The sequence below is a fragment of the Halorussus ruber genome (genome assembly GCF_004765785.1).
GTDB classification, from domain to species: Archaea; Halobacteriota; Halobacteria; order Halobacteriales; family Haladaptataceae; genus Halorussus; species Halorussus ruber.
Window position 1 is genome coordinate 249032 of record NZ_SBIT01000001.1, and the last position, 22357, is coordinate 271388.

Below are 22357 nucleotides of genomic sequence, written 5' to 3' on the forward strand. Positions count from 1 at the left end.
TTGCTCGTCCCTCGCGCGGTTCGGCGCGGTCACGAGAGACCGCGCCAGCGCGCGCCGAGTCGAAAACTGAACGAGAGCGTTATTCGAGGAAGGTCACGTCGGTCGCCTTGCTCTCGATTTCTTCTTCGAGGTGATTACGGAAGTCCTCGACATCCACGTCGTCACGCGAACGCTCCTGTCGGTCGCGCACGGAGATGGTCCCGGCTTCCTCCTCGTCGTCGCCGACGATGAGCATGTAGGGGACGTTGTCGTCGTGGGCCTGCTGAATCTTCTTGCCGACCGTCCACGACCGGTCCTCGATTTCGACCCGGAAGTCGCCGAGGTACCGGTTCTGAAGCTGCTTGGCGTAGCCGATGTTGTCGTCGCTGACCGGCAGGATGCGGACCTGCTCGGGCGCGAGCCACGTCGGGAACTTGCCCTTGAAGTGTTCGATGATGATGCCCATGAATCGCTCGAACGTGCCCAGCAGCGCGCGGTGGACCATCACCGGGCGGTGTTCGTCGTTGTCCTCGCCGACGTAGGTCAGGTCCAGTCGCTCGGGGATGTTGAAGTCGAGTTGGACCGTGCCGATGGTCCACTCCCGTCCGATGGCGTCCACGGCGTTGATGCCGATTTTCGGCCCGTAGAAGGCGGCCTCGCCCTCCTCGACGTCGTAGTCGAGACCTTCCGAGGAGAGAGCGTCCTTCAGCGCGCCGGTCGCCTGCTCCCAGATTTCGTCGCTCCCGACCGCGTCGTCGCCCTTCGTCTCCAGTTTGTACTGCACGTCGAGGTCGAAGTGGCCGTAGATGTCGTCGATGGCGTCGAGGACGGCCAGAATCTCGTCCCGAATCTGGTCCTTCCGGATGAAGGCGTGGCCGTCGTCCTGCGTGAACCCGCGGACGCGGAGCAGGCCCGAGAGTTCGCCCGACTGCTCGTTGCGGTAGCAGGTGCCGAACTCCGAGAACCGGACCGGCAGGTCACGGTAGGAGTACTGTTGGTCGTCGAAGACGTGGGCGTGGTTCGCGCAGTTCATCGGCTTCAGGCCGTACTCGGTGTCGTCCTGCTCCCACGCGAACATCTCGCCCGACTCCTTGAACGTGTCGTAGTGACCCGTGGGCTTCCAGAGTTCCGCCTTGTTCAACTCGGGCGTCCAGACCTCGTCGTAGCCCAGTTCGTCGTTCTTCGTCCGGATGTAGTCCTCCAGCTCGCGCCGGATGGTCATCCCGTTGGGGTGGTAGTGGGCGCACCCCGGCGAGTGTTCGGGGATGGAAAACAGGTCCATCTCTCGGCCGATTTTGCGGTGGTCGCGCTCCTCGGCCTCCTCTCGGCGCTGGATGAACTCCTCCAGTTCTTCCTCGGTCTCGAAGGCCGTGCCGTAGACCCTCGTGAGCATCTCGTTGTCCTCGTCGCCGCGCCAGTAGGCCCCGGAAATCGAGAGCAGGGCGAACCCGCCGATTTCGCCTGTCGATTCGACGTGCGGCCCCTTGCAGAGGTCCTCGAACTCGCCCTGCTGGTAGAAGGAGATGGACTCCTCGTCTGCGGCCTCGTCGTCCAGAATCTCGCGCTTGAACTCGTTGTCCTCGTAGACCTCGAAGGCCTCGTCGCGGGAGCGCTCGAATCGCTCGATGTCGAGGTCCTCGTCGATGATGTCGTAGGCCTCGTCTTCGATTTCTTCGAGGTCCTCCTCGTCGAGTTCGACGCCGTAGATGTCGTAGTAGAAGCCGTCGTCGGTCCACGGGCCGATGGTGAGTCGGGCCTCGGGATAGAGTCGCTGGAGGGCCTGCGCGAAGACGTGGGCCGCCGAGTGGCGGAGTACGTCGAGGTACTCGTCGCTGGAGGGCGTGACGATTTCGAGTTTCGCGCCCTCGTGGAGTTCGCTCGCCTTGTCCACGAGGTCACCGTCCACGACCCCGGCGACGGTGTCCCGGCCGAGACCGGGACCGATTTCGTACGCCGCGTCCTCGACCGTCGCACCCTCCTCGAGTTCGAGTTCGGAACCGTCTGGAAGAACGACCGTAATCTGGCTCATGTTTCGTTTAGGGTTCCGGCGAACTGATAACGCTTTCTAAGCGTGTGTTAGCGTGCCATCGGTCCTCGCCGCCGTCGCGTCGATGTCGAATCTGACCGCGTTCGCGGCGCTTGCGCCCGTCGAGCGTTACGCCGTCACGACTTCCAAGAGCGCAAAGGCGCTCGCCGCTATTTCCACCGCCACCCTCAATTCTGTATATCGGTATAAGATTTATTCGTCCGGGTGGCGTCGGCGTCGAGCCGTTCGAATCAGAGAAGCGTCGATAGAAACAAGACGAAGTCTTCGAGCGGAAAATCGCGTCAGGCTTCGGTCGAGTCGATGTTGCCGTCGATCTGCACGAATCGGAAGTCGCACTCCGGACAGCCCCACTTGGTCTTCAGACCGAGGTGGAGGTTCGTGCTGGCGGTGCGGTAGAACGTTCGCTCGGTGCCACACTGGGGACAGTCGTGGTCGAGTTCCTGAGCCATGTTCGAACGTCGAAGCGCGCGGCATTTGAGGATACTGATTCGAGACGCCGATTCCCGGCTCGGTTCTGGCCGAGGAGGTGACAGTCGGCTCCGAATCGACCGCACGGTGGCCGGAAAACCCCGACCGAGAAGGTCATGAACCGTATTCCGATATACTAATTCTGTGCAGGCGAGTTCGGTTCGTCGGCGTCGGGCGGCGTCGAGTTCGATGCTGCGGGCTTCTCGTCGGAAGCGTCGACTCGAGCGGGCGCTATCGTAACGTGGTTCCGACCTTACCGGACCATATCGGATCCGTGACGGCCTCTAAGCACCATTACAGCTAGGGTGTTAGATAATGACAAAGTCCGCGAACGTCGTTCGGGGGACATGGAAGCCAGAGACGCGCTCGTAGTCGTCCTCTCGATACTCATGGTAACGTCAGTTCTCACGGCCCCGGTCGGTGTCGCGTCCGCGTTTCACGGAGGGTCATCCGCGGCGGCGACGAACCCACGTTCAACCCGGGTATCGGCGGTCCGAACGACGTAATCGTCAGCAACTCGACGCCAGTCGTCTATCAGGGCGAGTCGGACATCGACTACGAGCTACCGAGCGGGGAGGCGGTCGCTCCGGGCCGACTGGTCGGCGCGTCGGGTAACGCCGAAGGGCAGGTCCTCCAACTGCCGATTCCGCAGGATAAAGCGGTTGGCCAGTACACGCTCGGCGGGCAGTCCGATCGGGGAGTCGAGGTCCAGACCCCCGCGTCACGGAGTTCTCGCTCGTCAACGAACGCGGATTCGACGTGAAGGGCGCGAACGTAGAGGACGACGAGACGATTCTGGTCGAAGCCAAGTGGAACTTCAAGAAGGCCGAAGACCTCTCTCGTCGTCCGGAACGAGCGCGGCGCGGACATCACCGACGAAGTTCTCACGTCGGCCGAGGACCTGTCCGCGGCGCAGGAAGCCCGACTCAGCGGTCCCTACGCCACGTACCCCGAGAAGATCGGCGCAGTCGGCGAACGCGACACCGGCACCGGCATCGAGTACTTGCAGGGCCTCGGCCAGTTCAGCAGAGCGGAACTCCAGAACTCGTCTCGGCTCGGCACCGCCTACTGGGCGCTCGACCTCAGCGAGGTCGGTCCGGGCAACGTCACCGTCTCGGTCGAGGGGTGGGACACCCTCAACTTCGGCCCGGCGTCGCGGTCCGCGACGATTCGAGTGACTGGCGAGACCGAAACCTCGCTGGGTCTCGGGTCCGAGGAGGCCACTCGCGGCCAGCGCGTCGGGTTCTCGGTCCGGAGTTCGGCGGTCGGCGCGGTCCACAACGTCACCATCGACAGCGACGACTTCAGCGACGACGAGGCCGACGCTCGCGTTTTCGAGACCGTCAACGACGTCATCGCCCGCGGGACCGCGGACACCGACAACGGGAGCGCCTCGGGCAACCAGACGAACGCGAGCGTGCCAGCCGAGAGGCCGCCGAATCATCGGTAGCACAGGTAGTTCACCGGAGGAGACACCCGTCATCACTTCACCCGGCACCAATTTCTTGCCCGCGGAAACCGAACCGCTCTGCGTGACAATCGAACTCTACGCGCTCGACGCCTGTCCCTTCTGCGAGACGGTCCACGACGCGCTGGAGGACCACGGCGTCGAGTACGAGACTCAGTGGGTCGAACCGCTCCACTCCGACCGCGACGAGGTCAAGCGCGTCAGCGGCCAGCGCGACGTGCCGGTGCTGGTAGACCACGAGGCGGGCGTCACGATGGCCGAGAGCGAGAAAATCGTGGAGTACGTCGAGACCTCGCTCGCGTGAAACGGCTGTCGGTCGTTCGGGGCGGGAACTAAGTAGCGTCCGGGGCTACGCACTGGCATGAAAATCTACACCGGTCGCGGTGACGAGGGGCAGACTGACCTCCGAGACATGTCCCGCGTCTCGAAGGCCAGCCCCCGAATCGAGGCCTACGGCACGGTAGACGAGGTCAACGCGCTCGTCGGGCGAATCCGACCCACGGGCCACGACGACGTGGACGACCACCTGCGGGAGATTCAGAACCACCTCCACGTCGTGCAGGCCGACTTCGCCAACCCGGACCCCGACGAGGGCGACCCCGTGGTCCGCGAGGAACACGTCGAGCAACTCGAAGACTGGATTGACGCCTACGACGACGAACTCGAACCCCTCGAATCGTTCATTCTGCCCGGCGGGAGCGACTCCGGCGCGCGACTCCACCACGCCCGGACTGTCTGCCGCCGCGCCGAGCGCCGCGCGGTGGCGCTGGAGGCCGACGAGGACATCAACGACACCGCCGTCACCTACCTGAATCGGCTCTCGGACGCCCTGTTCGTCCTCGGTCGCGTGGTCAACCAGCGCGACGGCGTGCCCGAGGAGTCGCCGACGTACTGAGTCGCCGACGTACTGAGCCGAGTTTTCGGCGGTCGGGCGGTGGCGAACCGCTTCGACTCGCCGACGGGCGATTCGTGCGAACCTTTACCACAGACGAGGTCGTGTTCTAGCCGAGTCGTCGGTCGAAGCTCGGCGAAAGGAGGTGAACGATGCCCAAGATAGAATGCGAGAACTGCGGACGGAAAGCCACGTTCGGCCGGGACGGTCAGGAGTCGCGCGTGCCGATGCGATACTGTCGGCGCTGTGGCGACGAACTTCCGCCCCGCGAGGAGTGGTAAGTACCGCCCGTTCAGCCACTCGTTCGACGCTGCGCTCGTTCTAGTAGCAACGAGGTCATCAATTAAATGAGCAAACAGATAGAAATCGTCCAGTCTGATAGTCGCCAGCAGGCCGAGAGTTCCGCTAACAACCGAATCGAGGAGTACGAGGAGAACGGCTTCGAACTCGCCGACCAGGAGGTGGCGCTCGGACGCAACGGCGTGACGCTACTCCTCGTCTTCGAGAGCGTCGAGTGAGGGCGGGTCGAATTGGCCAGTCTGCACAACTGTTACCCGTGTACATACCCAAGTCGATAGTATGGAGAGGCTCCGTCGGCGAGACGAGCGCGACGAAGCGGAGGTAACGGACGAGAAAACGGGCGGGCGGCGGACCTGTCCGGAGTGTGACTCCGTCGATCTCGTCAAGAGTGCCGACGAGACCGAACTCACCTGCGAGGACTGCGGCCTGATTCTCGAAAACGAGACCATCGACCGAGGCCCCGAGTGGCGCGCCTTCGACAGCCAGGAGCGCGATAGCAAGTCCCGCGTCGGCGCACCGACGACCAACACGATGCACGACAAGGGCCTCACCACGTCCATCGACTGGAAGGACAAGGACGCCTACGGCAACTCGCTCTCCTCGAAGAAGCGAAGCCAGATGCACCGCCTGCGAAAGTGGCAAAAGCGCATCCGGACCAAGGACGCGGGCGAACGCAACCTCCAGTTCGCCCTCGGCGAAATCGACCGCATGTCCTCGGCGCTGGGCGTCCCGCGGTCGGTCCGGGAGGTCGCCTCGGTCATCTACCGGCGCGCGCTAAACGAGGACCTGATCCGAGGGCGCTCCATCGAGGGGACCTCGACTGCCGCGCTGTACGCCGCCTGCCGGAAGGAGGGCATCCCCCGCTCGCTGTCGGAGGCCGCGGAGGTCTCCCGCGTCGAGCGCAAGGAGATCGGCCGGACGTATCGCTATCTCTCCCAGCAACTCGGTCTGGAGATGCGTCCCGTGGACCCCAAGCAGTACGTCCCCCGCTTCTGCTCCGAAATCGGACTCAGCGAGGAGGTAGAGGCCAAGACGAACGAGATCATCGACGCCACCGTCGAACAGGGTCTGCTCTCGGGCAAGTCGCCCACGGGCTACGCGGCCGCCGCCATCTACGCCGCCTCGCTGCTCTGCAACGAGAAGAAGACCCAGCGCGAGGTCGCCGACGCGGCCCAAGTCACCGAAGTCACCATCCGGAACCGGTATCAGGAGCAGATAGAGGCGATGGGCATCCACGACGAGCCGCCCGAGCGCTGAAGACTCGGCGACCACCACGTTCTGCTGCTCGGTATCTCTCCGGAACCATCCCTACCGTCTCCGAAAGCGTCCGCCAGCGCGTCGCCGAGACCGATACGTTAATTCTCCCTCGCTTCCATGCTACAGATAACCATGCGGATACGCGAGTGGCAGGACATCGTCGAGGACGTGGTCGAGAAGGACGTGGACCCCGAGGGCTGGCGGGCGGTCGGCGGCTCGCGCGCCGGAGGAGTCGGCGAGGACCTGTATCTGGGCCACCCGCGAGGCGGCGTCTACCTCCTCAAGACCTACGCGAAGAACCCCTACGAGGTTCAGGGCGTCGGCACGCGGGTCGCCCGGAAACTCGACGACGAAATCGGCTCGTTCCTCCCCGAGAAGGAGACCGAGGGGCGCTTCGCGGTCCAGAATCCGCCCGAGGACGAGTCCGACGCCGAGGAGAAGGCCCGCCACCTCGAAGAGGTCGTCAAGGCCCACGCCGACGCGCCGACCACGCCCAACGACTTCTTCGACGACGTGATGGACGCGATGGACAGTCCGGCGTTCGGCCCCATCGACTTCGACCAGTACGGTCGCCCCGACCCGGCAGACGAACTCTCCGAGCGATTCGAGGAGGCCGAGGACCTGCTCAACGAGGAGTTGGAGGACCTCATCGAGGACGCCGAAGTCGGCAAGGGCTTCCAGTAGCATTTTTTATTCGCTGTCGCCCGGGCCGATTCGGCGATATCGCCCGAGACGAGTACCCTTAAGCGAGTTCGCCGACACCGATGTTGCATGAACCCGACCGAGACCGTCGAGGAGTACTACGAGGCGCTCCGGCGGGGCGAACCTCTCTCGCCGTACTTCGCCGAGCGCGAGGACGCGGTGAAGTTCGGCGTCAGCGAGCGTCTCGCGGGCTACGAGGCGATTTCCGAGGGGCTCCGCGAGCAGACTCGGACCACCGAGGACTGGCGAGTCGAGAGCCGGAATCTGGGAGTGGTCGTCCGCGATTCGGTGGCGTGGTTCACCGACGACGTGGCGCTGTCGTGGACTGCTTCGGAGGGGGCCGACTCGGAGGCCGAGCAGGAGACTCGCTACTCCTTCGACACGCGGTGGAGCGGCGTGCTGGAGCGGGAATCGAGTGACGACGAATCGAGTAGTGGCAAATCGAGTAGCGGCAAATCGAGTAGCGGCGAATCGAATAGCGACGAATCGAGTAGCGGCAAATCGAGTGGTGACAGCGAGGAGCCACGCTGGCGGTTCGTCCAGATGCACGTCAGCGCGCCCCACGAACTCTAACGATGGTCGGGCCGCCATCTGCCGAGGAGAAGCGCGACTCGATGAATCGCCTCAAAGTCGGCATCGTCGTCATCGTCGGCCTGTCGGCCGGTCTCATCACGATGTCGGGCGGCGGGTCGATGATGGAAGTCGCCATCGCCGTCGTCGCGGGGTCGCTCGTCGGCGCGGCGCTGCTGGGCTATCTGGTCTACATCACGTAGAAGTCGCCCGGGATGTTGTCACCGGATTTCAGGGGTTAACCCGCGCCAGCCAGCGGTCCGGGTCGTCGAGTTCCGCGTCGGTCGGCAGGTTCTCCGGTCGGTCCCAGACCACGCTCGCGCCTTCGATGCCGCGCTTGGCGGCCACCGCGTCGAAGAAGGCCTTGCCGCGCTCGTACTGGCGGCGCTTGAGACCGAGGCCGAGCATCCGCCGGAGGAGACGCGAGAGGGGGTCGCCGCCCTGTCTCCGAGCCTCCATCTTCTCGCGGAGGTCGGCGTACTCGTCGTCGAACGCGCCGTCCATCAGGAGTTCGGCGTAGCCCTCGACCGCGGTCATCGCGGCGTCGAGTTCCTTGAACGCCTCGCGGTCGAGGTGCCCGCCCGCCAGCGCCTCGATGCCCGACTCCATCCGGGATTCGAGGTGGTCCGAGAGCCACGGGGCCGCGCCGAACTCGGCGGCGTGAGTCACCTCGTGGAAGGCGATCCAGCGCCGGAACCGGTCGTAGTTCACGTCGAGTTCGCGGGCGATGCGCTCGATGTTCGGCCGGACGAAGTACAGCGCGTGTTCGTCGCCGTCGGCGAGCAGCAGCGGGTCGTACTGCCCGAGGACGTTCTTGGCCAGCACCGTCAGCATCACCGACATCGTGCCGGTGTTGATGGTCCGGGCGACGCCGGGCATGGCGACCGGCCCGTGCTCCTCGACGGGTTCCATCACGCGCCGGAAGGTGTCGATGTTGGCGTCGATCCAGTGGTGGCGGTTCTGCACCTCGATGGTCTCGGGCACGTCGAAGTCGGCACCGGAGACCTCGCGGACCCTGCTCCGGGCGTCCCGCACGTCGGCGGCGTAGCCTTCTTTCTCGGTCTCGGACAACGCGAGCGAACCGGGGGGTGTCGATGCCTTGGCCGCCTCGGCGACCGCCATCCAGTCGATAGGACCCTCGCCCGACGCGTCGGCGATTGCCCGGACGCTACGATAGATGCTCACGGATTCGCGTTGGGGACCGACGGTCAAAATCTTTCTGCCGAGTTCCGGGGTTTGGGTCCTGTTTCGGTTGTCTCGCCGTGTCTCGGGTAGTCTCGTGGTGTCTCGAGTGGTCTCGTTGTGTCTCGGGTAGTCTCGTGGTGTCTCAAGTGGTCTCGTTGTGTCTCGGGTAGTCTCGTCGCGCTTCGAGTGGTCTCGTCACGTTTCGGGTGGTCTTCTCGCGTGTTCGATTTCGTTCTCGCGCCCACACCACCGTCGCGGATGTAAGAGGAAATGATGGGCGGGGTGGGTGGACAGCCGGAGACGAACCGGCGACACTACCGTCGCGGATGTATCTCTCGTCGGCGGTGTCGAGAACGTTGGAAAAGCTATATCTGGCTTTACGGGCCTATTATTCGAGAATATGCGATATTTACATCCGCGACGGTGGTGTGTGTTTCTCGGATAAACCTATTATTCGTTACAGACGCGACGTGGGGGTGTCACTCGTTCTCTATTACATCTCTTTCACGAGTGTCTCCTCGTTCTCCTTCGTTCACCTAGTTTTCTTACCTAGTCTAGATGGTTACTTATAAAGGCAATAATTACATTGTCTATAAATACGTATCGAGGGTGGAAAGAAAACTGAGTGTATATTTCCAGTGGTTGTGTAATTCTCTCGGCACGAGTACCCTTCCAATCGTTCTCGAATCGATAGTTCGGGTACCGCCGCCGACTCCCGTCCTCGACACCCACCCTCCGGCCCTCGCCTTACATCCGCGAGGGTGGTGTCTGTCCCGTTACCAAAATCCACCGTCCGCCAACGCCCTCCTCGAGCGTCCACGACGGCACTCCGCGAGCGTCCACGATGGCACTCCGCGAGCGTCCACGACGGAAAACATCCGCGAGGGTACTCTCAGCGCCGGTCGTGCCGAACCGTCGGTCGATAGCCCGGGGCGTCACTCGACGGCGGGATACATCCGCGACGATACCCCCTCCATTTATATTCTGAAGTGCGAAGCAAGGGCCATCAGATGGCTACCGACGACGACGTAGACCGCGACCCCCTCTTCCGGTACGACGAGCCGATATTCGCCGACGAGGACCTCTTGCGCATCTCCCACCTCCCCGGTCCGAACCGCATCGTCGGGCGCGACGAACACATGCAGAAGGTGGCCGAGGCGCTCAACCCCGCGATTTTCGGCCAAGAGCCGACCCACCTGTTCATCTTCGGCAAGACCGGGACCGGCAAGTCGCTCATCTCTCGAAGCGTCTCCAAGCGCGTCGAGGACGAGGCCGAGAACGAGGGCGTCGAGGTCGAAACTGCGTTCATCGACTGCGGCGAGCAGACCACCGAGGCGTCGGTCATCAAGACCGTCGGCCGGGAACTCAACGACCCCAACGAGACCGGAATCACGGTGCCCCAGCGCGGTCTGGGCACCGGCGACTACTACGACCGACTCTGGCAAATCATCGACGCCTGTAGCGACGTGGCGCTGGTCATCCTCGACGAAATCGACATGCTCGAAGACGACGAGGTCCTTCGAAAACTCTCGCGCGCGGGCGAGAACCGCCGCGTCACCGACTCGACCATCGGCATCATCGGCATCTCGAACAAGATCGACTTCCCCGACGAACTCAACGAGCGCGTCAAGTCGAGCTTCGCCCACGACGAACTGGTGTTCCCGCCCTACGACGCCCACCAGCTCGTGGACATCCTCCAGAACCGCGCAGACGCCTTCCGCGACGGGGTGCTGTCGGACGACGCGATTCCGCTCACCGCCGCCCTCGCCGCGCAGGAACACGGCGACGCCCGAAAGGCGATCGACATCCTCCGGAACGCGGGCCGAATCGCCACCAAGCAGGAGGACGAGGAGGTCACCGAGGAACACGTCTACGCCGCCAAGGAGAAGACCGAGGCCGACCGATTCGCCGAACTCATCGAAGGTGCGCCCACGCAGGCCAAGGCCATCCTGCTCGCGCTCACCCTCCTGACCGAGAACAAGCCCCGCGACCAGTTCCCGACCCAGCAGATCTACCGCCAGTACCAGACCATCGCGGCGGACCTCGACATGGACGCCCTCTCCGAGCGCCGCGTGCAGGAAATCCTCCAAGAGCAGGACTTCCTCAACGTCATCAACTCCGAGACGAAGGGCCGGGGTCGAGGCCGGGGCGTCCACACCAAACACCGACTCCTCGAAGAGCCAGAAATCGTCAAGAAGGTTCTCAACCGGGATTCCCGCATCGCGGACCTCGGTATCTGAGGGCGCTCTCTCTCTCGGCATCTGAGGACCTCTGCTCCCGATATCTCCGGACGCTCTCCTTCGATATCTCCGGACGCTCTCCTTCGATATCTCCGGACGCTCTCCTCGAATCGGCAGACACGCAGTTCTCGCTCCTCGAAGCCACGCCAGCAACCCCGGATGAATATAAGGCACATATTATTCTAACTAAGGTATTTTAGACATATCGGGACAGAACTTATACGTGAGAACGTCGGCTTTTCGTCCATGTCAACAACAGCGACGTGGAGCGACCCCAACGACTGTCCGTTCTGCGGGAGCGAGCTTCAGAACCCCGGTGCGGGCTTCATCGACCACATCAGCGAGAATCCCGACTGCGAGGACGGCTTCGAGACGTGGCGGAGCAACATCAACGACGACATCTGCGCTGGCTGGTCCGGATAGACGCCGACTCTTTTCACGTCGGTTGCGGATACAACTTCTGAGAGACGGGTGTGTGGTCATTAATCTCGTTCTCAGAGTCCTCGTTTCTGCTCCTCGACAACCGTGAACGTGGCCCGTTTTGGCACGAGAATAATAGGCAACCTTATACAGATTATAACGAATTAGTGAAAATTATAGGAAGACTCTTACGTCCGTTTCGGCTACCGACTCCCACGATGAAGTGCCCCCAATGCAGCGGCGAACTCGTCGCCGCGCAAGGCTACGAAACGTGTTCGAAGTGCGGTCACATCCCGCCCCACGGCGCGGACTGACGGTCAGTCTCACCGGCCCTCAAGTGGTCGGGCCACCGTGACCGCCTACTCGAAAACAGCATCGCCTCGACAACCATTCCGAGTTTTCCGCCTTCCATCACCGCCCTCCAGCAGACGCTACCCCCAGCAGACGCCACCTTTCACCTGACACCGCCTTCCAACAGACGCCATCTTTCACCTGACACCGCCTTCCAACAGACGCCGCCCTCCGACAGACACCACCTTCCAACAGACGCCGCGCTCGACGCAATGATTTTTCTACCATCGGGCGCTACGACGCACTCGTGAACGTTCGGGGAGACGTCGTCGAAGCCGGTGAAGTCCGAACCGTCAGCACGCAGTACGGCGAGAGCGACCTCGCCGAGGTCACGGTCCGCGAGGAGGACGGCCTCAAGCAGGTCACCCTCTGGGGCAAGTGGACCGAGAGCGCCGACCTCCTCGAACCGGGGATGGAACTGCTCGTGACCGACGTGGAGGCCGAGGAGTATCAGGGCGAAACCACCTACCAGACGAGCAAGGATTCGTACGTCGTGGTCGAACCCTCCTTCCTCGTGGACGTGACCGACATCCGGTCGTGGGTCCAGTGCCCGCGGATGTACTACCTCAACAAGCTGTCGGGAATCCCGCTCGCGTACCCCGTGGTCAAGGGGACAATCGTCCACGAGGTCTTCGGCGACCTGCTCCGGGGCCGCGATTTGGACGAGTCCATCGACGAGCGCGTCGAGGAGGCCGGACTCGAACTCGGCCTCCTCGGCCGGGAGCGCGAGGAAGTCGCCGAGGAGGTCCGCCAGAACGCCGCGGCAATCGAGGGCTGGCTGGCACAAGGCGCGCTCACCGAGGGAGACAATTGGCGAAGCGAGCAGACGCTCATCAGCGAGCGATTCGGCATCAAGGGTCGGGCCGACGCGCTCCGGCGCGGGATGCCGGTCGAACTCAAGACCGGCAAGAATCTCAAACGCGACCCCAGATTTCAGGACAAGATTCAGGCGGCGTGCTACGCGCTCGTCCTCCAAGAGAAGGGCGTCCCGGCGAACACCGGCACCCTGCTCTACACGAAGAACTCGGCGCTCGACCGGACCGAGGAGGACGGCGACCTCTCGCCCGCCAAGGAGTTCTCCATCGGCGACGGCCTCCTCGATTTCGTCGTCCGCACGCGAAACGAAATCGCGGCGATGGAGTACCACGTCACGGAATCCGACCACGACCCCACCAAGAGAGGCGACGAGGGGGAACCCGACGAGTATCCGGGCGTCCCGACCGGCTACGAGGCCGACGCCACCTGCGAGTACTGCTTCGAGCAGGATACCTGCATGGTGGTCTCGGGCCGTCTGAATCAGGAGTCGAAGGCGGGCCAAATCGGCACCGCGATTCCCGAGGAGGAACGGAAGTACTTCGACCGCAACTACCGACTCATCGAGGAGGAGCGCCGGGCGACCCACGCCGAGTACGCCAAACTCTGGGAGCAGACCGCGGCGGAACGGGCCGACGACGACCGCGCGCTCATCGACCTCGAACCCACGGACCGCAGGCAACTCGACGGCGGCCGGTGGGAGATGCGCGCCGAGCGGACCGGCGGCGCAGTCTCGAAGATTCGGGAGGGCGACGTCGTCCTCGCCAGCAACGGCGACCCCGTGAACGGCCACGCGGAACTGGCCCGCGTCGAGCGACTCGACGAGGAAGTCGTCGTCACGGCCGACGAGCCGGTCGAACTCCGACGCCTCGACGTGTACCCCTCGGAACTCTCCGCGGACCGGATGCTCACGGCCCTGCACGACTCCCTGCTCAAGGGCGACAAGCGCCGGAAAGACGTGCTGTTCGGCCGCGAGGACCCCGAATTTCGAGACGACCGCGAGACCTTCATCGACAACAACGAGGCCCAGAACGACGCGGTGAACCTCGCGGTGAACGCCGAGGACCTCGCGCTGGTCCACGGCCCGCCGGGCACGGGCAAGACCTACACCATCGCTCGGACCATCCGCGCTCTCGTGGAGCAAGGCGAGGCGACTCCGTCGCCTCGAAACGGAGGCGGTGAAACCGCCGGAGGGGGCAATCGGGTCCTCCTCTCGGCGTTCACCAACCGCGCGGTGGACAACGCGCTCGAAGCCCTGCGCGAACAAGGCTTCGAGGACATAGTCCGAGTGGGAACGGAAAGTGGCGTCCGCGAGGACATGCAAGACTTGCGGCTCGAACAGGCTGGCGACCCGGGCGAGCGCCTGACAGAACTGCGCGAGGCCAGCGTGGTGGCGGCGACCACGGCGACCTGCGGGTCCCGAATCATGCGCGAGCAGTCGTTCGACGCCGCGCTGGTGGACGAGGCTTCGCAACTCACCGAACCCGAGACGCTCGCGGCGGTGAACTTGGCCGACCGGTTCGTCCTCGTGGGGGACCACCAGCAGCTGCCGCCTGTGGTCCGCACCGAGAACGACCTCTCGACCTCGCTGTTCGAGCGCCTCATCAACGAGTACCCCGAGGCGGGCGTGATGCTCGACCGCCAGTACCGGATGAGCCAGCGGATTCAGGCGTTCGCCTCCCGCGAGTTCTACGACGGCGCGCTCCGCCCGGCCAGCGGCGAGGTGGCGGGCCAGCGACTCGCCGACCTGCCGGACGTCGCCGCGGACGAGTTGCCCGACGACCTGCGAGGGCGCGGCGGCGTCTCGTTCGTGAACCCCGGCGGGCACACCGACGGGAACACCAACCCGGTCGAGGCCGAGCGCGTGGCCGAGGTGGTCGAGTCCTTCCTCGGTGTGGGCGTCGAACCGGGCGAAATCGGCGTCATCGCCCCCTTCCGCGCGCAGGTCGCCGAAATCGGCCGCCGAGTCGCAGAGGGCGTCACGGTCGATACGGTGGACCGCTTCCAGGGGTCGAGCAAGGAGGTCATCGTGGTGTCGTTCGTCGCCACCGAGAACCTCGACAGCCCCATCTTCGAGGACTACCGCCGGGTGAACGTGGCGCTGACCCGCGCGAAGAAGTCGCTCGTGCTGGTCGGCGACGAGGAGGCCCTGCGGAGCGACGACCTCTACTCGCGGATGGTCGATTGGGCGCAGTAGGCCGGTCGCGCGGAGTCGCTACCGACCGGCAAAGAAATAAATAGTTATCTCGAAGGTTTCGAAATGTTTACCTGGGGAATAACTTTGGTTCTGTTGCCCCTGGAAACGTTTTCTCCTCCCGGCGCTACGTTGGCGAAGTGACGGTTTAGCGCGGCCGTGACCTCGGGAACCGAAAATCGCGCGCCCGACTCCAGCACTCGACTCCGATGCCGGACCCCGATTCGCGGCGAGTCTGCCGGATTCGGAGTCTCCTCGAAATCGCCGTCTCCGGCCGTTCGGCTCTGTCGAGTGTGTTCGAGACGTTTGCGTCACGGGTCGGTGTGTGGACGACTTCCATCCGCAGTTGGGTTCCAGAAACTTTCCTCGTTGAGCATCTTCCGGTACGTTTAAGCCTTTGACGGGTGCCGCTAATGATATGAGTGGACGACCGCTCGACGTGCTGGAAGCCTCTCTCGACGAGGAGGTTACAGTGCAGTTGAAAGGCGGCGACGAGTACGAGGGAATCCTGACGGGCTACGACCAGCACATGAACCTGGTTCTGGAGGACACCGAGGAGGAAGACACAACCATTATACGCGGCGATAACCTCGTGTCGATAAGCCCATGACTGGAGCAGGAACCCCGAGCCAGGGGAAGAAGAACACGACCACCCACACCAAGTGCCGTCGCTGTGGTGAGAAGTCGTATCATACGAAAAAGAAAGAGTGTTCGAGTTGCGGCTTCGGCAAGTCCGCCAAGCGCCGCGACTACGAGTGGCAGAGCAAGTCCGGCGAGTAAGCCGCGACGCATCTGCGGTCTCCCTTCTCTCTGCGAAGTTTTGTCGAGTAGCGGTGCGTGTGTCCTTTTGAATCGGTAGTCTCGGAGAAGTTATGAAATAGACAGTTGGAACAGATTCGTGATGAACGTTTCTTGAAGCCCCCGCCCGGTCGCGGTCGCTCAGCGACATATCTGACGGACGTAGTTGCGTCAGATAGGGGTCGCTGAGACGACCACGCAAGCGCGACCGGGCGGCCCCTTCATCCCACCCGGTGGTTTGTCAGTCGGGCGTTCGCTGGCGGTTGGTCAGTCGGGCGTTCGCTGGCGGTTGGTCAGTCGGGCGTTCGCTGGCGGTTGGTCAGTCGGGCGCGTTCTGGTGGAACGGATCACCGAGCGCGCGCTGGTCGGAAGTGACACCGGGCGAGGAAACGCCGAGTTCCGACGCGGGCGTCGGAACTCGGCGTAGACGTGAGTTTCCAGCGCGCCAACTGGAAGTATGCGTGTTCGTGCATACTTTTTGGCTCTGCCGGAGAAAAGTCGGCACGATAGCGAGGGTTTTTACTACGGTGGCGCAGTACCACCGACCATGCCAGACGGCCGGGACGCGGCCCCAAGTGGTCCGACCGAGAACGCAAATTCGGGACTCGAAACCGATTCGGGACCCACCGAAACCCCTTCGGAACGCCCAGCGGAGGTCCTTTCGGGGCCGACCGAGAAGTGCGGCGTCGTCGGCGTCTCGCTCACCGAGCGGGACGCCGCGCGGCCGCTCTACTACTCGCTGTACGCCCTCCAGCACCGCGGGCAGGAGTCGGCGGGCATCGTCACCCACGACGGGTTCCAACAGCACAGCCACGTCGAGATGGGCCTCGTCGGCGACGCCTTCGACCAGTCCGACATCGAGGAACTCCGCGGAAGCGCGGGCATCGGTCACGTCCGGTACCCGACCGCGGGGAGCGTGGACAAGTCCTGCGCCCAACCGTTCACCGTCTCCTTCCGGAGCGGCGCGCTGGGACTGAGCCACAACGGCAACCTCGTCAACGCCGAGGAGGTCCGCGACGAGTTGGCCGCGCAGGGCCACGCTTTCACCTCCGACGGCGACACCGAGGTCATCGCTCACGACCTCGCGCGAAACCTCTTGGAAGCGGACCTCGTCCGAGCGGTCAAGCGCACCATGGGCCGGATTCACGGCTCGTACTCGCTGACCATCATGCACGACGACACCGTGCTGGGCGTGCGAGACCCGCAGGGCAACCGCCCGCTCTGCATCGGCGAACTGGACGACGGCTACGTCCTCGCCAGCGAGTCGGCGGCCATCGACACCCTCGACGGCGAACTCGTCCGCGACGTGCGCCCCGGCGAACTCGTCGTCCTCCAACCCGGCGGCGAGGGATTCGACTCCTACCAGCTGTTCGAGCAAGAGAACACTGCTCACTGCTTCTTCGAACACGTCTACTTCGCCCGCCCGGACAGCGTCATCGACGACAAGTTGGTCTACGAGGCCCGGCGCGACTTGGGCCGCAAGCTCTGGGAGGAGAGCGGCATCGACACCGACGTGGTAATGCCGGTGCCCGACTCCGGCCGGGCGTTCGCCGGGGGGTACGCGGAAGCGGCCCAAGCGGACGGCGCTGGTGTCGAGTTCGCCGAGGGCCTGATGAAGAACCGCTACGTCGGGCGCACCTTCATCATGCCGACCCAAGACGAGCGAGAGCGAGCGGTCCGCCTGAAGCTCAACCCCATCAAGTCCACCGTCGAAGGTAAGACCGTCACGCTCATCGACGACTCCATCGTCCGGGGAACCACCTCGACCCAACTCGTCGCGCTCCTCAAGGACTGCGGCGCGGAGGAGGTCCACATGCGCATCGGTGCCCCGCCAATCGTCGCGCCCTGCTACATGGGCATCGACATGGCGACCCGCGAGGAGCTCATCGCCGCGGGCAAGTCGGTCGAGGAAATCGGCGGCGAAATCGAGGCCGACAGCCTCGCGTACCTCTCGACCGAGGCGGTCGCCGAGGCGCTGGACGCCGAGCAGTCGGACCTCTGCATGGGGTGCGTGACCGGCGAGTACCCCTACGACATCGACGGCGAGGAGACCGACCGCCAGGTGTCTCGGCCCGAAATCGGCTCCTCGGCCGACGACTGACGAGACCGCTCGGAGATTTCAGTTTCATCGGGTACGAAAATAATTTTTCGGCGGCGCGCCTGTGGGAAATTACACCATGCGCGAAGACGACGATTCCAGCGTCCACTGGGCCGAGATGGACCGGCGCGGCTTCATCAAGACGACCGGCGCGACCGCCGGGACGATTGCGGTCGGCGCGACTCCCGCCAACGCGGGGTCCTATTCGACGACCGACCTGACGATTTCGTCCCACGACGGGACCGACCTCGCGGCGACCCTCTACGAACCCGACGACGGCGACGCCCACGAGGCGGTCCTGATGACCCACGGTTGGGGGTCGGACCGCAAGTCGGCACGGGTCACCGAGAAGGCGAAGCTCTACGCCTCGAACGGTTACGTCGTGCTGACCTACGACTCGCGCGGGTTCGGCGAGTCCGGCGGCGAAGTCGGCCTCGACGGCCCCAAGGAGGTAGACGACGCCTCGACTCTCGTGGACTGGCTGGCGGGCCGGGACAACGTCCTGACGGACGCCTCGGGCGACCCCAAAGTCGGGATGGACGGCTATTCGTACTCGGGCGGGATTCAGTTGCTCGCGGCGGCCAACGACGACCGCATCGACGCCATCGTCCCCCGAATCACGTGGAACGACCTCGAATACGCGATGGCTCCTCACGGCGTCGTCAAAATCGGCTGGCTCACGCTCCTGCTGGGGATGGGCGGCATCAAGTCGTGGGACTTCGAGACCGGGACCGGACTCGACGAAGACCTCTGGGACTGGTACCTCGACGCGGCGTGGACCAACGAACTCTCTCAGGACGCCGAGGACGCCTTCGCCGAGCGGTCGCCCGCCAACCAGATTTCGAACGTGAACGCCCCGACTTTCCTGATTCAGGGCTGGGACGACACCCTGTTCAAGCCGGTCGAGGCGCTCCGGACCTACCGGTCGCTGCAGGACCGAGGCGTCGAGACTCGCATCTGTTTCTACGAGGGCGGTCACGCGCTGGAGGGTCTCGACCGAACCCAGAGCGAAATCGACTACCTCAACGGCCTCGCGCTCGACTGGATGGATCGCCACGTCAAGGGCAAATCGACCGACGTGCCCCAAGCCACGATGTACCTCAAGCAACCCGACGCGTGGCGGACCCACGACCAGTTCCCGCCCGGAGACGTGTCGGACGCGACGCTGAAACTCAGCGAGACCGCCAGCGGCGACGACACCTACCTCGAAAAGGACATCTGGTGGTGGAACGACACCGAGTACCGATTCGACTGGGAGGCCGGGTCGGACTTCGAAATCGTCGGCGCGCCAGAACTCGACATCTGGGTCTACCCCACAGGGCCGGAAGAGCGCCTCTTCTTCAACTTCTATCACACCGACGCCGACGGCCACACCAAGATGATAAACGACATGGGCGAGACCTACCGCGTGGAGGGCGAAGCCCAGTACCACAAAATATCGGTTCAGTTCTCGCCCATCCAGCGATTCCTGAAAGAGGGCGAGACCATCAGCCTCGGGGTCAGCATCTCGAACCCCTTCTACTTCGACTCGCGGGAGTCCGAGGGAACGTACATCATGCACTCGACCGACTACCCCTCGCAGTTCACGCTCCCGATGCGGAGCGTCTCGGACACTCACACCGTCGAGAAGGACCTCTCGGTCGGCGACGAGGTCCACGTCTCGGTCGAGAATCTGGCGGTCCGAACCGGCCCCGGCACGAGTTACGACTCGAAGAAGCAGAAGCACGTCTACTCCTCCGGGCAAATCGTGGACGGTCCCACGTCCGCCGACGGCGCGACGTGGTGGCAGGTCGAGTACTACGAGGACGACGGCGGGACGACCGGATGGTCCCAGCAGGTCGGCCTCGACACCGGCGCGCGCAACTCCGAGCGCCTCTCTATCGGCGACCGGGTCGAAGTCGACACGGACTCGACCCGACTCAACATCCGCGAGGGTCCCGCGACGAGTTACACCGCCATCGACGCCGCCGACAGCGGCGACCGCGGCCGAATCGTCAACGGGCCGGAGTGGGCAGACGGCTACGTCTGGTGGAAAGTCGAGTACGACGGCCACGCCGAGGGCTGGTCGGCACAGGACTGGCTGAAACTGGTCTGACCGGCGGAATCTCGCGGGCACAACGGTTAATCCCTCTCGGACCGTGGCTCACGAGGATGGCCGAGCGTCACGACCCGCCAGACCGACCGGCGGCCCGCGAGAGCGAGACCGACTCCGAGAGGAGGGCCGACCCTGAGAGGGAGACCGAGGACGGAAACGACGAGCCTCGCCCGCAGGGCCAACTCCGGTGGGTACAACTCCGCGAACCGAAACACGCGCTCGAACTCGGTCGGAACGGCCGCGTCCACGCCAGCCACTTCCACGAGCGGTACGACTCGTGGGAGGTCCTGCTGGAGACCTACGAGGGCGAGGTCTGAAATCTACGGAGCGCGGTCCGAGCGAGGAGAAAGCCCCGCCGAGCCACCGAAAGAAGGGCACTCCTCCCCGCTTCTAGACATTCTGGTTCTTTACCTGAAAATATTTATAATTATTAAATAAATATGTGTGTGCCGACAACTTGGAGCGCCGGAAACCCGCGCCCCGCCTCAGAACAGGTAGAGCATGAGGTAGACGACCACGCCGAGCGCGAACGAGGTCAGCCACAGCGAGGCGGCGACTCGGCCGATGGTCGGGTGCTTCGTCGCGCCGAGTTCCGACGCCGGGCGGGTCAGCCCCAACAGCAGGACGTAGTAGAGCAGGGGGATGCAGACCACCGCGAGCAGGACGTGAATCCCCAGTATCGGGTAGTAGACGAACTGCTCGACGAACGCTGGACCCTCGAACGGCGTCGGCCCGAGGAGCGCCACGCGGTAGAGGTACAGCGTCAGGAACACCGCGAACAGGCCGACGCCCGCGAGCATCCCCTTGCGGTGGCGCTCGACTTTCCCCTGCCGAATCCACCGCCACGAGGCCCCAATCGTCCCGAACGCCACGACGCTGACGACGGCGTTGATGTGCGGAATGGCCGCGAGGAAGACCTCGGGAGCGCGCGGGAGCGTTCCGGCGGGGACCACGCGGAGCGCGGCCGCGAACACCAACGCGAGCGAGACGACTGTCAACAATCCGGTTACCGCGGGGACGTGGCGCTCGACGAATCGTTGCATGGGTGGGCCTAAGGGGCGGACCGAAATACACCTTGCTGTGTGGTCGCCGCTTCGCGCGGTGTGTTGACGCTTCTCTCTCCACCTCCTCTTCGGGGCGTACTTTCCCACCGCCCGCGGCGTGTGGGGCCGTGCCGCCCCGGAGTTGAAACGAAAGGCATTTTATCTGGGTAGCGTCTACAAAGAAATGCAGAGAAAGACACCGCGAGCGTGGGTAGCCAAGCTAGGCCAACGGCGCAGCGTTGAGGGCGCTGTCCCGTAGGGGTCCGCCGGTTCAAATCCGGTCCCACGCATCGCAAGCGCGGGTTTCCCGCGATATTCGAGGCGGCCTCGCCGCCGAGGACGATGCAGGTGGAGTCCCTTGGGACTGCACCCACGCACAATTCCTTCCGAACGCTAACCTTCGAGCGACAGCCGTGTCCTCGGTCGAGAACGCTATTCCTGCTCCAGTCTCGCGCTCGTCGGACAGAACTGTATCGTCGCAAGTCGCCCCGAGGCGACCTTCCGGACCGCCTCGACCCGGTACGTCCGGGTCGGAGAAACCACGGCGTGCGGGCCGACGAGGAGCGTCGTCGGTTCGGCTCCGACTCGGACCGCGAGTGCCTGATACATCCTCGTCCGCTCGCGTTCGGGCGTCGTCTGTTCGCAGTCCGGCCGCCGGACGAACGTCGCTCCTCGACAGGCGTGGTCGCGCGGCAGGAGGCCGGCGGTCAGAACGTCGGAGTCGGACAGCGTGTCGTCGGAGTCGGAAACAGAGCGGGCGGCGGGCGTTCGGTCGAAGTCGTTCACTACGCGGCGGTTCCACCGAGAGGCGGATAAACCGTGACGACGGTTTACTCCCGAACGGATTTTCGGGCCGAAAACGCGACCGATGAACGGTTCTGTCGCGGTCCGAACGGTTCGCGCGCCGCGGAAAGCGCCGATTACAGTCCCTCGAACTCCCGCACGTCCTCGCGCCAGTCGTCGGGAATCGGCCGCGAGGACTTGGTCTCGCTGTCGACCGCGACCAGCACCGTCTCGCCGGTCGCCGCGACGGCCCCGTCGGCGCGGACCTCGTACTCCATCGGGAGCGAGGAGTTGCCCAGTTCCGGCACGCGCACGCCGACCGTCACGTCGTGGTCGATTTCGACCGGTCGCCGGAAGTCGATTTCGAGGGTCGCCAGCACCGACTCGATTTCCCGGAGCGGGACGTCCAGCACCTCCTCGAAGTAGGCCACGCGGGCCTGCTCGAAGTAGGAGGCGTAGACCGCGTTGTTCACGTGCCCCATCGTGTCGAGGTCTCGGTAGCGAACGTCCACGTCGGTCGTGAAGGAGTAGTCGCTCATCGTCGGTACTGGGAGGTCGGTGTAGTTCGGTCTGTCGTTTCCGGCGAGGGCTTCGTTTTTGGGTCGGGAGTCGAGTAGAGAACAGGTTGCGAAGTGCCAAGTCGGGAAGGACGCC

Annotated in this window: 23 protein-coding genes and 1 tRNA gene; 18 read left to right on the forward strand and 6 right to left on the reverse strand. The window is 64.2% G+C overall.

The features are described from left to right. Nucleotides 1-79: 79 nt before the first annotated feature. Complete coding sequence (thrS, locus tag EPL01_RS05790) at nucleotides 80-2008, reverse strand: threonine--tRNA ligase (protein WP_135824311.1); 1929 nt, start codon at nucleotides 2006-2008, stop codon at nucleotides 80-82. 299 nt (nucleotides 2009-2307) lie between these two features. Then, the gene (locus tag EPL01_RS21485; RefSeq protein WP_168215821.1) at nucleotides 2308-2475 is read right to left on the reverse strand and encodes a DUF7838 family putative zinc beta-ribbon protein; all 168 of its coding nucleotides are present in this window, start codon (nucleotides 2473-2475) and stop codon (nucleotides 2308-2310) included. 1022 nt (nucleotides 2476-3497) lie between these two features. Here EPL01_RS21485 and EPL01_RS05795 point away from each other — a divergent pair. The 9 genes from EPL01_RS05795 to EPL01_RS05825 all read left to right on the forward strand — a co-directional run bounded on the left by EPL01_RS05795 (nucleotide 3498) and on the right by EPL01_RS05825 (nucleotide 7886). Then, entirely contained in the window at nucleotides 3498-3944 is a 447-nt protein-coding gene (locus EPL01_RS05795) for a hypothetical protein (protein WP_135824312.1), read from the forward strand. 82 nt (nucleotides 3945-4026) lie between these two features. Further along, on the forward strand, nucleotides 4027-4266 hold the full coding sequence (locus EPL01_RS05800) for a glutathione S-transferase N-terminal domain-containing protein (RefSeq protein ID WP_135824313.1): 240 nt from the start codon (nucleotides 4027-4029) through the stop codon (nucleotides 4264-4266). A 57-nt stretch (nucleotides 4267-4323) separates the two neighbouring features. Then, nucleotides 4324-4857: a cob(I)yrinic acid a,c-diamide adenosyltransferase gene (locus EPL01_RS05805; RefSeq protein WP_135824314.1), complete on the forward strand. Its 534-nt coding sequence runs from the start codon at nucleotides 4324-4326 to the stop codon at nucleotides 4855-4857. Nucleotides 4858-5006: 149 nt separating this feature from the next. Next, nucleotides 5007-5135: a hypothetical protein gene (locus EPL01_RS22375; RefSeq protein WP_281275334.1), complete on the forward strand. Its 129-nt coding sequence runs from the start codon at nucleotides 5007-5009 to the stop codon at nucleotides 5133-5135. A 66-nt stretch (nucleotides 5136-5201) separates the two neighbouring features. Continuing rightward, complete coding sequence (locus EPL01_RS21490; RefSeq protein ID WP_168215822.1) at nucleotides 5202-5372, forward strand: hypothetical protein; 171 nt, start codon at nucleotides 5202-5204, stop codon at nucleotides 5370-5372. A gap of 61 nt (nucleotides 5373-5433) precedes the next feature. Continuing rightward, nucleotides 5434-6411, forward strand: coding sequence for a transcription initiation factor IIB (locus EPL01_RS05810; RefSeq protein WP_135824315.1), 978 nt, complete (start codon nucleotides 5434-5436; stop codon nucleotides 6409-6411). A 132-nt stretch (nucleotides 6412-6543) separates the two neighbouring features. Then, nucleotides 6544-7095, forward strand: a complete 552-nt coding sequence (locus EPL01_RS05815) for a hypothetical protein (RefSeq protein ID WP_135824554.1) — start codon at nucleotides 6544-6546, stop codon at nucleotides 7093-7095. 87 nt (nucleotides 7096-7182) lie between these two features. Then, complete coding sequence (locus EPL01_RS05820; RefSeq protein WP_135824316.1) at nucleotides 7183-7686, forward strand: nuclear transport factor 2 family protein; 504 nt, start codon at nucleotides 7183-7185, stop codon at nucleotides 7684-7686. A 2-nt stretch (nucleotides 7687-7688) separates the two neighbouring features. Beyond that, on the forward strand, nucleotides 7689-7886 hold the full coding sequence (locus EPL01_RS05825; RefSeq protein WP_135824317.1) for a hypothetical protein: 198 nt from the start codon (nucleotides 7689-7691) through the stop codon (nucleotides 7884-7886). A gap of 28 nt (nucleotides 7887-7914) precedes the next feature. Here the strand turns inward: EPL01_RS05825 and EPL01_RS05830 are convergent, their stop codons facing one another. Then, entirely contained in the window at nucleotides 7915-8868 is a 954-nt protein-coding gene (locus tag EPL01_RS05830; protein WP_135824318.1) for a zinc-dependent metalloprotease, read from the reverse strand. Between the two features lie 1010 nt (nucleotides 8869-9878). On the opposite strand from EPL01_RS05830, the gene EPL01_RS05835 reads away from it, so the two are divergent. The 8 genes from EPL01_RS05835 to EPL01_RS05865 all read left to right on the forward strand — a co-directional run bounded on the left by EPL01_RS05835 (nucleotide 9879) and on the right by EPL01_RS05865 (nucleotide 20194). Next, nucleotides 9879-11108: a Cdc6/Cdc18 family protein gene (locus EPL01_RS05835; RefSeq protein ID WP_135824319.1), complete on the forward strand. Its 1230-nt coding sequence runs from the start codon at nucleotides 9879-9881 to the stop codon at nucleotides 11106-11108. A gap of 246 nt (nucleotides 11109-11354) precedes the next feature. Continuing rightward, complete coding sequence (locus tag EPL01_RS21495) at nucleotides 11355-11531, forward strand: DUF7501 family protein (protein WP_168215823.1); 177 nt, start codon at nucleotides 11355-11357, stop codon at nucleotides 11529-11531. A 595-nt stretch (nucleotides 11532-12126) separates the two neighbouring features. Further along, on the forward strand, nucleotides 12127-14889 hold the full coding sequence (locus tag EPL01_RS05840) for an AAA domain-containing protein (protein ID WP_135824320.1): 2763 nt from the start codon (nucleotides 12127-12129) through the stop codon (nucleotides 14887-14889). A 415-nt stretch (nucleotides 14890-15304) separates the two neighbouring features. Continuing rightward, the gene (locus EPL01_RS05845) at nucleotides 15305-15496 is read left to right on the forward strand and encodes an LSM domain-containing protein (protein WP_135824321.1); all 192 of its coding nucleotides are present in this window, start codon (nucleotides 15305-15307) and stop codon (nucleotides 15494-15496) included. Further along, complete coding sequence (locus EPL01_RS05850; protein ID WP_128476151.1) at nucleotides 15493-15666, forward strand: 50S ribosomal protein L37e; 174 nt, start codon at nucleotides 15493-15495, stop codon at nucleotides 15664-15666. Before EPL01_RS05845 ends, EPL01_RS05850 begins: the two co-directional genes overlap by 4 nt. Before the next feature lie 565 nt (nucleotides 15667-16231). Next, entirely contained in the window at nucleotides 16232-17785 is a 1554-nt protein-coding gene (purF, locus tag EPL01_RS05855) for an amidophosphoribosyltransferase (RefSeq protein ID WP_135824322.1), read from the forward strand. A gap of 76 nt (nucleotides 17786-17861) precedes the next feature. Continuing rightward, nucleotides 17862-19877, forward strand: coding sequence for a CocE/NonD family hydrolase (locus EPL01_RS05860; protein ID WP_135824323.1), 2016 nt, complete (start codon nucleotides 17862-17864; stop codon nucleotides 19875-19877). A gap of 56 nt (nucleotides 19878-19933) precedes the next feature. Further along, on the forward strand, nucleotides 19934-20194 hold the full coding sequence (locus tag EPL01_RS05865; RefSeq protein ID WP_135824324.1) for a hypothetical protein: 261 nt from the start codon (nucleotides 19934-19936) through the stop codon (nucleotides 20192-20194). A gap of 168 nt (nucleotides 20195-20362) precedes the next feature. Here the strand turns inward: EPL01_RS05865 and EPL01_RS05870 are convergent, their stop codons facing one another. Next, nucleotides 20363-20920: a DUF420 domain-containing protein gene (locus tag EPL01_RS05870; RefSeq protein WP_135824325.1), complete on the reverse strand. Its 558-nt coding sequence runs from the start codon at nucleotides 20918-20920 to the stop codon at nucleotides 20363-20365. Nucleotides 20921-21125: 205 nt separating this feature from the next. Here EPL01_RS05870 and EPL01_RS05875 point away from each other — a divergent pair. Further along, nucleotides 21126-21210 (forward strand) — tRNA-Leu (locus tag EPL01_RS05875). A 142-nt stretch (nucleotides 21211-21352) separates the two neighbouring features. Here the strand turns inward: EPL01_RS05875 and EPL01_RS05880 are convergent. Together EPL01_RS05880 and EPL01_RS05885 are read right to left on the reverse strand one after the other, a co-directional pair. Further along, entirely contained in the window at nucleotides 21353-21706 is a 354-nt protein-coding gene (locus EPL01_RS05880) for a hypothetical protein (protein ID WP_135824326.1), read from the reverse strand. 134 nt (nucleotides 21707-21840) lie between these two features. Then, nucleotides 21841-22242, reverse strand: coding sequence for an acyl-CoA thioesterase (locus EPL01_RS05885; protein ID WP_135824327.1), 402 nt, complete (start codon nucleotides 22240-22242; stop codon nucleotides 21841-21843). Between the last annotated feature and the right edge of the window lie 115 nt (nucleotides 22243-22357).

Excerpts from the sequence above, each read along its gene's own strand:
- thrS (WP_135824311.1), bottom strand. The coding sequence starts at position 2,008 with ATGAGCCAGATTACGGTCGTTCTTCCAGACGGTTCCGAACTCGAACTC.
- EPL01_RS21485 (WP_168215821.1), bottom strand. The coding sequence starts at position 2,475 with ATGGCTCAGGAACTCGACCACGACTGTCCCCAGTGTGGCACCGAGCGA.
- EPL01_RS05805 (WP_135824314.1), top strand. The coding sequence starts at position 4,324 with ATGAAAATCTACACCGGTCGCGGTGACGAGGGGCAGACTGACCTCCGA.
- EPL01_RS22375 (WP_281275334.1), top strand. The coding sequence starts at position 5,007 with ATGCCCAAGATAGAATGCGAGAACTGCGGACGGAAAGCCACGTTCGGC.
- EPL01_RS21490 (WP_168215822.1), top strand. The coding sequence starts at position 5,202 with ATGAGCAAACAGATAGAAATCGTCCAGTCTGATAGTCGCCAGCAGGCC.
- EPL01_RS05810 (WP_135824315.1), top strand. The coding sequence starts at position 5,434 with ATGGAGAGGCTCCGTCGGCGAGACGAGCGCGACGAAGCGGAGGTAACG.
- EPL01_RS05815 (WP_135824554.1), top strand. The coding sequence starts at position 6,544 with ATGCGGATACGCGAGTGGCAGGACATCGTCGAGGACGTGGTCGAGAAG.
- EPL01_RS05820 (WP_135824316.1), top strand. The coding sequence starts at position 7,183 with ATGAACCCGACCGAGACCGTCGAGGAGTACTACGAGGCGCTCCGGCGG.
- EPL01_RS05825 (WP_135824317.1), top strand. The coding sequence starts at position 7,689 with ATGGTCGGGCCGCCATCTGCCGAGGAGAAGCGCGACTCGATGAATCGC.
- EPL01_RS05835 (WP_135824319.1), top strand. The coding sequence starts at position 9,879 with ATGGCTACCGACGACGACGTAGACCGCGACCCCCTCTTCCGGTACGAC.
- EPL01_RS21495 (WP_168215823.1), top strand. The coding sequence starts at position 11,355 with ATGTCAACAACAGCGACGTGGAGCGACCCCAACGACTGTCCGTTCTGC.
- EPL01_RS05845 (WP_135824321.1), top strand. The coding sequence starts at position 15,305 with ATGAGTGGACGACCGCTCGACGTGCTGGAAGCCTCTCTCGACGAGGAG.
- EPL01_RS05850 (WP_128476151.1), top strand. The coding sequence starts at position 15,493 with ATGACTGGAGCAGGAACCCCGAGCCAGGGGAAGAAGAACACGACCACC.
- purF (WP_135824322.1), top strand. The coding sequence starts at position 16,232 with ATGCCAGACGGCCGGGACGCGGCCCCAAGTGGTCCGACCGAGAACGCA.
- EPL01_RS05860 (WP_135824323.1), top strand. The coding sequence starts at position 17,862 with ATGCGCGAAGACGACGATTCCAGCGTCCACTGGGCCGAGATGGACCGG.
- EPL01_RS05865 (WP_135824324.1), top strand. The coding sequence starts at position 19,934 with ATGGCCGAGCGTCACGACCCGCCAGACCGACCGGCGGCCCGCGAGAGC.
- EPL01_RS05870 (WP_135824325.1), bottom strand. The coding sequence starts at position 20,920 with ATGCAACGATTCGTCGAGCGCCACGTCCCCGCGGTAACCGGATTGTTG.
- EPL01_RS05885 (WP_135824327.1), bottom strand. The coding sequence starts at position 22,242 with ATGAGCGACTACTCCTTCACGACCGACGTGGACGTTCGCTACCGAGAC.